This window comes from Synechococcus sp. R70.1, from assembly GCF_047461675.1.
Lineage (GTDB): Bacteria > Cyanobacteriota > Cyanobacteriia > Thermostichales > Thermostichaceae > Thermostichus.
In genome coordinates this window covers 1-9,046 of record NZ_JANSHR010000116.1, presented here as the reverse complement: position 1 = coordinate 9,046, position 9,046 = coordinate 1, and the positions used below count along the sequence as shown (strand labels likewise).

8 protein-coding genes are annotated in these 9,046 nt (G+C 61.4%); 4 read left to right on the top strand and 4 right to left on the bottom strand.

Annotated features, from left to right (window positions below; translation table 11 throughout):
- Together era and NW807_RS11270 are read left to right on the top strand one after the other, a co-directional pair.
- Window positions 1–930 carry a GTPase Era gene (era, locus tag NW807_RS11275; protein ID WP_414426152.1) on the top strand — a complete coding sequence of 310 codons (930 nt, stop codon included), beginning with the start codon at window positions 1–3 and terminating at the stop codon, window positions 928–930.
- 69 nt (window positions 931–999) lie between these two features.
- The gene (locus tag NW807_RS11270) at window positions 1,000–1,602 is read left to right on the top strand and encodes a glutathione S-transferase family protein (RefSeq protein ID WP_414393407.1); all 603 of its coding nucleotides are present in this window, start codon (window positions 1,000–1,002) and stop codon (window positions 1,600–1,602) included.
- A gap of 52 nt (window positions 1,603–1,654) precedes the next feature.
- Here the strand turns inward: NW807_RS11270 and smpB are convergent, their stop codons facing one another.
- Window positions 1,655–2,119 (bottom strand): SsrA-binding protein SmpB, encoded by a 465-nt coding sequence (gene smpB, locus NW807_RS11265; RefSeq protein WP_414393409.1) that lies wholly within the window; start codon window positions 2,117–2,119, stop codon window positions 1,655–1,657.
- Between the two features lie 31 nt (window positions 2,120–2,150).
- Window positions 2,151–3,524, bottom strand: a complete 1,374-nt coding sequence (der, locus tag NW807_RS11260; RefSeq protein WP_414426177.1) for a ribosome biogenesis GTPase Der — start codon at window positions 3,522–3,524, stop codon at window positions 2,151–2,153.
- A 139-nt stretch (window positions 3,525–3,663) separates the two neighbouring features.
- On the opposite strand from der, the gene NW807_RS11255 reads away from it, so the two are divergent.
- Window positions 3,664–4,854: an aspartate aminotransferase gene (locus NW807_RS11255; RefSeq protein WP_414426151.1), complete on the top strand. Its 1,191-nt coding sequence runs from the start codon at window positions 3,664–3,666 to the stop codon at window positions 4,852–4,854.
- A gap of 3 nt (window positions 4,855–4,857) precedes the next feature.
- On the opposite strand, the gene NW807_RS11250 is transcribed toward NW807_RS11255, so the two are convergent.
- Window positions 4,858–6,066: a Coenzyme F420 hydrogenase/dehydrogenase, beta subunit C-terminal domain gene (locus NW807_RS11250; RefSeq protein ID WP_414426150.1), complete on the bottom strand. Its 1,209-nt coding sequence runs from the start codon at window positions 6,064–6,066 to the stop codon at window positions 4,858–4,860.
- Window positions 6,067–6,184: 118 nt separating this feature from the next.
- A complete protein-coding gene (locus NW807_RS11245; RefSeq protein WP_414426149.1) occupies window positions 6,185–6,817 on the bottom strand; it encodes a response regulator transcription factor in 633 nt (210 codons plus the stop codon).
- Between the two features lie 310 nt (window positions 6,818–7,127).
- On the opposite strand from NW807_RS11245, the gene NW807_RS11240 reads away from it, so the two are divergent.
- The coding region (locus NW807_RS11240; protein WP_414426148.1) for a ribonuclease catalytic domain-containing protein at window positions 7,128–9,046 on the top strand (1,919 nt) is incomplete at its 3' end.

The window sequence follows — 9,046 nt, the reverse complement described above, 5'->3', positions numbered from 1 at the left end:
ATAAGGGGGTTGGAGCCCTCTGCCCTCCCCGCGGCCCCACCAGGGTTTAAGTCGGGGTTTGCGGCGCTCATTGGACGGCCCAATGTGGGCAAGTCCACTCTCATGAACGCCCTGGTGGGCCAAAAGATCGCCATCACCTCTCCTGTGGCCCAGACCACTCGCAACCGCCTGCGCGGGATCCTCTCCCTCCCCCAAGCCCAGATCATCTGGGTGGATACTCCTGGCATCCACAAGCCACTCCACCGACTGGGGGAGATCTTGGTGCACAACGCCCAGGCCGCCATTGGGAGTGTGGACGTCGTTCTCTTGGTGGTGGATGGCTCAGTGCCAGCAGGTCGCGGTGACGCTTTCATTGCCGAGCGAATCCCTGCCACTACCCCCTGCATCCTTGTCTGCAACAAAGCCGATCTCCTCAAAGACGCTGCCACGCGCCAAGCTCACCAGGAGAGCTACCAGGCCCTGCGGCCCGCTGCGCCGGTGGTTTGGGTGTCTGCCTTGGATCCCGGCAGCTTGCCACCCCTTATCCAAGTCACCGTCGACCTGCTGCCTGCGGGGCCCTACTACTATCCGCCAAACCTGGTCACCGATCAGCCAGAGCGATTCATCATGGCGGAGCTCATCCGGGAACAGGTGCTGCTGCACACCCGCGAGGAAGTGCCCCACTCGGTGGCCGTAACCATCGACCAGGTGGAGGAAACCCCCAAGGTTACCCGCGTCTTGGCCACCCTCTACGTGGAGCGGGACTCGCAAAAAGGGATCCTCATTGGCAAGGGAGGGGAAAGGCTCAAGCAAATTGGCCAGGCTGCCCGACTTCAGATTCAAAAGCTCATTGCCGGCAAGGTGTACCTGGAGCTGTTTGTCAAGGTGCGGCCCCACTGGCGGCGCTCCGAGCACCTCCTGCGCGACTTCGGCTACCGCCTCGAGACGTAGAGATTGAGCAGAGCGGCGGTTGCAGCTAATCATGGAAATGGCAATGCTTCCTGTGGAAGGCTAACGACCATGCTGCGACTGTACGGGATCCCCACCTCTGGCAATTGCTACAAGGTGGAGCTACTTCTGAGGCAGCTGGGGATCCCCTATGAGACGGTTGAGGTGAACTCCCGCACCGGCGAGAACCGTCGCCCCGAGTACCTGGCCAAGAACCCCTTGGGCCAGATCCCAGCCTTGGAGCTAGAAGACGGCACGGTCTTGGCCGAGTCGGCTGCAATCTTGGTCTATCTAGCAGAAGACACCCCTCTCTATGGCCAGACACGTCTGGAACGGGCTGAGATCTTGAAATGGCTGTTTTTTGAGCAAACCCGCATTGCTCGCTACATTGCCACTACCCGCTTCCTCGTGCGGACTGGCCAGGCCGAGGCCAACGCCGAGCTGATTGCCCAGAACCTAAAACTGGGCACGGAGGCTTTGGAGATCATGGAAGGCCATCTGAAGGGGAAAGAATTCTTTGTGGGCAACCGCTACACCATCGCCGATCTGGCCCTCTTCACCTATACCCACGTGGCGGAGCAAGGCGGATTTGACCTCAAGCCCTTCCCCAACATCCGCGCCTGGTGTGAGCGGGTCAAGGCCACCGAGCGCTTTTTCCCTCTCCCTGGAGCCTAGAGGTCTCCCTGCAGCCAATCGATGCATCGGAGCTACCGAGAGCCGGCAGTCCCTAGCGCCCCTTGAGCTCGCGCTGGATTTCCCGCCGCGTCTCCCGTTCCTTAATGGCTTGCCGCTTGTCGTGAAGCTTTTTGCCGCGGGCCACGCCCAGGTGGGCTTTGATCCAGCCGCGGTTGAGCACCAGGCGCAGGGGAACTACCGTCAGGCCCTTTTGCTCCACCAAACCCCGCAGGCGATCAATCTCACGGCGGTGCAGCAGCAGCTTGCGGCGGCGGGTGGGATCGTGGTTGAACTCCTTGCTGGTAGTCCCGTGGGGGGCAACATGCAAGTTGTGCAGCCAGGCCTCGCCATCGCGAAAGAGCGCAAAGGCATCTTGGAGATTGGCTTTGCCTGCTCGGATGGACTTGACCTCCGTGCCGGTGAGTTGGAGCCCAGCTTCGTAGGTCTCCAAGATCTCATACTCAAAGCGGGCGCGGCGGTTTTCCACTAGAGTTTTGACGTTGGGATCCACAGCCATAGACTTTTTTGAGGTTTGGCTAACTCCAATCCTAGGGGGAGGCCAGGGATCCCTCCAGCTTGCGCACTTCCTGGGCCACCCGCCGCTCCGACTTGCCGCGCCAGACAAAGCGGAGGGGAGTGCCGGCAAAGTCTAAGTTTTGCCGGAAGTGTTTTTCCAGGTAGCGGCGGTAGTTTTCTTTGAAGAGATCGGGATCGTTGACAAAAAGGAGGAAAGTGGGGGGCTGCTCTGCTATCTGAGTGCCGTAGTAGATCTTGCCCTGCCTGCCCTGGCGGTTGGCGGGGGGCGATTGCCAAGCAAGGGCTTCCTGCAGCACTTCGTTGACCACGGAGGTGGGGATGCGTTTGCGATGGGCGGCTACCACGGTGTTGACCTCGGCGAAGATCTTGTGGGTGCGCTGCCCTGTGAGGGCGCTAACAAACAACAGGGGCGCCCAGTCGATGAAGTAAAGCCGCTCGCGGATCTCGCGGGTGTACTCGTTGATGGTGTAGGTATCCTTTTCCACTGCATCCCACTTGTTGACGACGATAATGCAGGCGCGGCCCTCTTCCTCAATGCGGCCAGCCAGCCGCTGATCCTGCTCGGTTACCCCCTCCAAGGCGTCAATGACCAGCAGCACCACGTCTGAGCGCCGAATGGCCTTGAAGGCCCGGTTGATGCTGAAAAACTCCACCCCGTACTCCACCCGGCTTTTCCTGCGGATCCCGGCCGTGTCGATGAGGCGGTAGGTCTGCCCCTCCCACTCCACCAGGGTGTCGATGGCATCGCGGGTGGTGCCGGCGATGGGGCTGACAATGGCCCGCTCGGATCCTACTAGGCGGTTGAGCAGGCTGGACTTGCCCACGTTAGGCCGGCCAACAATGGCCACGGCAATGGGCTCTGCTTCAGTTGCGGCTTCCTCCCCTTCCGGCAGATGGGGCAGCACTGCCTCCAGCACCTCTGCCACGCCATTGCCGTGGAGGGCAGAGCAGGGGATCGGCTCGCCCAGCCCCAGCTTCCAGAAGACTGCCGCCTGGGCCAGGCCCAGTTGCCCTGACTCGCACTTGTTGACGGCCACCACCACTGGCAGGGGTTGTTTGCGCAGCCAATCGGCCAATTCTTTGTCGGCGGGGGTCAGCCCTTCGCGGCCATCCACCACGAAGATCACAGCGTGCGCTTCGGCCATCGCTGCCATGGCCTGCTGGCGAATATGGGGCAAAAATTCGCTGTCGTCGCCAAAGACCAGTCCGCCCGTATCCACCACCCGCAGGCGGCGCCCATTCCACTCCACCTCTTGGTAGAGGCGATCCCGCGTTATGCCGGGCTCGTCGTGGACAATGGCCGCCCGTACCCCCGCCATGCGATTGACGAGGCTGGACTTGCCCACGTTGGGGCGACCCACAACAGCGACTAGAGGTAAGGGCACGGCTGCAGTTGAAAAAGCCAAAGCTGGATCTCTATCCTAGCCGTTGGCTTTCCTGCCGCCCAAGACTGGCCTTGCTCTAGATTGCCTCGGGAGCCGCTCTGGCGGTAAGCTGTGCAGTTAACCCCAATTCCGTGGCTTTATGAACCTTGCCCCTGCCCAACGCCTGCGCAAGCTGCCTGCCTATGTCTTTGCCCGGCTGGACGAGCTCAAGGCCCGCGCCCGACAGCAGGGGCTGGATTTGATCGATCTGGGCATGGGCAACCCCGATGGCCCCACCCCCCAGCCGGTGGTGGAAGCAGCCCAGGCGGCCATTGCCGATCCCACCCACCACGGCTACCCTCCCTTCGAGGGCACGGCTAGCTTCCGCCAGGCCATTGCCGAGTGGTACTGGCGCCGCTATGGAGTGGAGCTAGATCCCAATGACGAGGTGCTGCCTCTTCTGGGATCCAAAGAGGGCCTGACCCACCTGGCCTTGGCCTATGTGGATCCCGGGGATCTGGTGCTGGTGCCTAGCCCCGCCTACCCGCCCCATTTTCGCGGCCCCCTGATTGCCGGCGGCCAGATCTACCCGCTGCTGCTGCGTCCGGAAAAAGGGTGGCTCATTGACCTGCAGGAGATCCCGCCGGAGGTGGCTAAGCAAGCGCGGCTGCTCTACTTTAACTACCCCAACAACCCGACAACGGCGGTGGCGCCCCGCTCCTTTTTTGAAGAAGTGGTGGAGTTTGCCTGCCGATACGACCTGCTCTTGGTGCACGACCTGTGCTACGCCGAGCTGGCCTTCGACGGCTATCGGCCCACCAGCCTGCTGCAGATCCCCGGTGCCAAGAACCTGGCAGTAGAGTTCCACACCCTCTCCAAAACCTACAACATGGCCGGCTGGCGGGTAGGGTTTGTGGTGGGCAACCGCCAGATCATCCAGAGCCTGCGCACCCTAAAGACCAACCTCGACTACGGCGTTTTTGGAGCTATCCAAAAGGCCGCCGAAACTGCCCTGCGCCTGCCCAATAGCTACTTGGAGGAGGTGAAAGCGCGCTACCGCCGCCGGCGCGACTATCTCATTGCCCGCCTGGCGGAGTTGGGCTGGCAGATCGAGCCGCCGCGGGCGACGATGTACCTCTGGATCCCCACCCCCCGCACCGCCGACGGCACCCCCGAAGGCTCGACGGAGTTTGCCCTGCGGGTTTTGGAGTCCACAGGCGTGGTCGTAACCCCTGGCAACGCTTTTGGAGAAGGGGGAGAGGGCTACGTGCGGATTAGCCTCATTGCCGACTGCGAGCGCATAGGGCAGGCCATCGACCGCTGGGCCGAGGCCGGGATCCGCTACTGCTGAGCCTCAGTCTTTCGGAAGGTGATACTGCTCCACAATCCGCCGGGCAAAGGGAGGGACATGCCGCTCCAGCTGGTGGGGATAGTGGCGGCGCACATAGAGATAGTTGCGAACAAAGTGGGAGTCGATGGAAAAGCGGGCATACTCCAGGCCGCGGGGCCCAAAGCGCTGGATGGCTGCTCCCAGGATCCGAGCCAGCCATAGGGGCAAGCCCAAGGCTTGGTCATAGGCTTGGATCCCCTGTTGCACCGCCGCTCGTCTCGAGCCCTGCGAGATCACCGGTTGGGTTTCCAGCTCCTCCCAAACCAGCTCCAGGAGCTCCCGCCCGCGCGAGTTGCGCACCACCAGCCACTGCCAGCCCAAGGGGGATCCCATGTAGCCCACCACTAGGTCTGCCAGGCTGTTGACGTAGTCAAAACAGGTGAGGCAGGAGGGGGCAAACACGTCTTTGAGTTCTTTGGTCTTGAGAGCGAAGAAAGGCACCTTTTCCACCGAGCCATCTTCGTGTTTGAAGTGGATGTGGAAATCCTGCATGAACTCGTAGTGCACTACCGTCTGCGGGGAGCGACTGGTGGTTTCCAAAAATTTTTGCAGCCCCGCGCGGCTGACGTTGTCCACACAGGGGGTGCCCAACACATAGAGCTTCTCCAGGCCCAGCTTGTTCTCCACCGCCCGCAAAGCCTGGACCTGGCAGCCTACGCCGATGACCAAGAGGCGCTTGAGGCCGCTTTGCTCCACCTCCTCTAAGACCGACAAGTTGGGCGATAGCGTTGGCTTGTTAACCCGCGCTGCCAAAACCGCTTCCGGGGTACGCGCTAAGACAGGCCGCGGCTGAAAGCGGTCCTGGGGATCCGCCTGCACGCACACCACCCCTTCTACTAGGCCGCTGCTGAGAGCTTTCATGCCAATGCTGCTGACAATGCCCGTCCACTGGGCGCCAGGGATCGGATCCCGCTTGCGGGCCGTGTACATTGCCTCGTAGACGCCGAAGTAGTCAGTATCGCTGACAGCAGCTGACTTGGAGCGCAGCGATTCTCGGGATCGCCCGTGGGTTTGCTCTTCCAGGTGGGTAAATTGCTGGTTTAAAAAGGCACAGGCCTCTTTGACATGGGCGACATAGCGGGTATCGCAGAGGCCGCACTGGCTACACAGCTCTTTGGCTGGATAGTGGCCGGAGCGAATGGGCCGAGCCGGACGCGGTGGACGAGATCCCATAAGGTCTAGACCCTAGCCGACACAGGAGGGCGGGTACCTCCTTACAGTTTGCCGCCAAAACCGCAGACAGCGCGCAGAGAAGTTGAGAATCCGCGCTCCTGCCAAGTCCTTAGCTCCCTTAGCCTCTGCCCAAACCACTTTCTATGGCCCAGCGGGCCAGCTCGGTGCGATTGTGCAGGCCGGTTTTGGCTAGCATGTTGCTGACATGGCTTTCGATGGTGCGCTGGCTCACCCCCATCACCTGGGCAATCTCGCGGTTGGACATGCCCCTGGCTACGTACTGGAGCACCTTGGTTTCCGTGGGAGTAAGCTCAACTTCTCGATCTAGCTGGATGGCCGGCTGAACGGGGGCACCTTGCATTTGCAACAGGCGCTCCGTGTGTTTGAGGGTAGCTTCCACCTGCGCCACCAGCTCTTCCGGTTCAAAGGGCTTGACCAGGTAGGCGTCTGCCCCCGCATTGAGCCCGCGCACCCGATCTGCCGTTTGCCCCCGCGCCGAGAGAAAAATGACCGGGATCCAATCCGTGGCCCTATCGGAGCGAAGGGTCTGGACAAAAGTGTAGCCATCCATCTCCGGCATCATCACATCGCAGATGATGAGATCCGGAGTCAAGCGGCGCATCACCTCCAGGGCTTCCAGACCATTGCTGGCTGCCACCACCTCGTAGCCGCGAAACTCCAGGTAATCCTTCACCAGGAGGACGAGATTGGGATCGTCATCAACAACCAGCAAGCGCTTTGGGGCGTTCACGGCTAACCTCGTCGTTGCTGGCAAGCCCAGATGACCGGGACTTGCTAGGTAAACTTTTGGAGATGGAGAGACCCAGAATCTACGGCCAAGATTCTACCTTGCTCCTGATGGTTTCCACTGGCTTGTGTAGATTTCTTCAACCAGCTAGGAGGGGCTTCAGCAAGCTCTGCCTTGGGATCCCTGGCAGCTAGCAGCCTCCACCTAGCCTTTTAGGGTAAGTTTGCTTGGCGGGTTTTTCCCATAGTCAAGGAAGGCAGAGCTAGGAGAGAATGTTGAGAGCAGCAAGCGTGAGCCTGGCTGGGTAGAGAGGGTGGAAAAGGGTACGCTGGTAGAGTTTCGCCACAATAACGAGCGGCTATTGGCCGTAGTTCAGGGCACGGAGGGCAAAAAGAACCTGCTGTTGGAGGTGCCCTCAGGGCAGGTTTACAGCGTTCACCCCCGCCAAATTACGTTTGCCCTGAACGGCAATTCCAACTTTACCGTTTCCGACATCCCCAGCTTTTGGCAGGCGGTTCAGGCGAAGCTGGATCCCGAGAGCTTGGCTTTGGCCTGGGAATTGGTTCAGGAGGAGCGGCGGCCCCTGAGCCTGTCGGAGATGGCGCAGTTGTTGTTTTCCGACGATTCGCCGGTCTCCACCTATGCAGCCTACCGCCTTTTGAGCGAGGATTACATTTACTTTAAGGAGAAGGGAGAAGGCTACGAGCCGCGCCCGCCGGCACAGGTCAAGGAAATTCTCCATCAAATTGCTGTCGCCCAGCAGCGGCAGCAGGAGCAGGCCGAGTTTGAGGCCCGCCTAAAGGCAGCGGTGGCCCAGCCTGGGCAAAAGTACACTTGGACCCCGGCGGAACGGGCTCGTCTGGAGCTGTTGGAGCGCTTAGCTTTGCAGGGAGCACCCGATAGCCTTCGCAACTACGAGGATCTTTCCTACAACCTCACCCCCTCGGATCGCGAGCGGGCTTCCCACCTGCTGCGGCTCCTGGGATTCCCCGACACGCCCCAGGGAGCTTTTGAGGCGTTGGTGGCTTTGGGACTGTGGAGCCGCCACGAGAACCTGGCCCTGCGCCTTACGGGGATCCCCACCCAGTTCCCCAAAGAGGTGGAGCGCTACACCCAAACTTTGCTGGGCGGCCCCCCTCCCTTCCTGGAGTCCCATCGGCGTCGGGATCTCACTCATCTTCACACCTACACCATTGACGACGCCAGCACTCGCGACATCGACGATGCCCTCAGCGTCGAGTTTTGGTCGGAGGACGAGGCGAAGCTCTGGATCCACATTGCCGATCCCAGTTGTTGGGTGCAGTGGGGGGATCCTCTAGATCTAGAGGCCCGCCGGCGGGGTACCAGTGTCTACCTGCCAGAGCGGGTGATCCCGATGTTCCCGCCAGAGCTGTCCACTGGTCCTATGAGTTTGGTGCAGGGGGAGGTGCGGCCTGCCCTTAGCTTTGGCATTCGCCTGGGAGGCGACGGGGCGGTGCGCGACTACGAGATTTGCCTTAGCCAAATCCAGGTAAACTACCGCCTCACCTACGACGATGCCGACGAGATGCTGGAGTTGGGGGCAGAGCCGCAGCTGACAGCCATTGCTCGGGCAGCCCGCTGGCGCTACACCTGGCGACTTGCGCAAGGGGCGATCCCCATTGGCCTGCCGGAGCAGGACATCAAGGTCATCGACGAGATCCCCCACCTGCGCGTTATTGAGGATACGCCGGCGCGGCAGATGGTGGCGGAAATGATGGTGCTGGCCGGCGAGGTAGCCGCTCGCTTTGCCCGCCAGCATGGGATCCCAGTGCCCTACCGCCTGCAGCCTGCTCCCGAACTGCCCCCGCCGGAAGTTTTGGAGCTGTACCCCCAGGGGCCGGTCAGGTCCTTTGCCATCATGCGGTGTCTGTCGCGGGCAGAGGTGGCCACGCAACCCGAGCGGCACGCGGGCCTGGGCCTTGATGCCTACTGCCAGGTAACTTCCCCAATTCGCCGCTACCTGGATCTGGTGGCGCACTACCAGATCAAGGCCTTTTTGCGCGGGGATCCCCTGCCCTTGACAGAAGCCGAGGTACAGCAGGTGGTGCTGGGCATTGAGCCAGGCACGGCCGAGGCCGCCCAGGTGGAGCGCAAGTCCAAGCGCTACTGGAGCATTGAGTACCTGCGCCAGCGACCAGGGCAGACTTGGCGGGCCTTGGTTCTGGGCTACCTGCGCGAGGAGGAGAACCTGGTGATGGCCATGCTGGATGA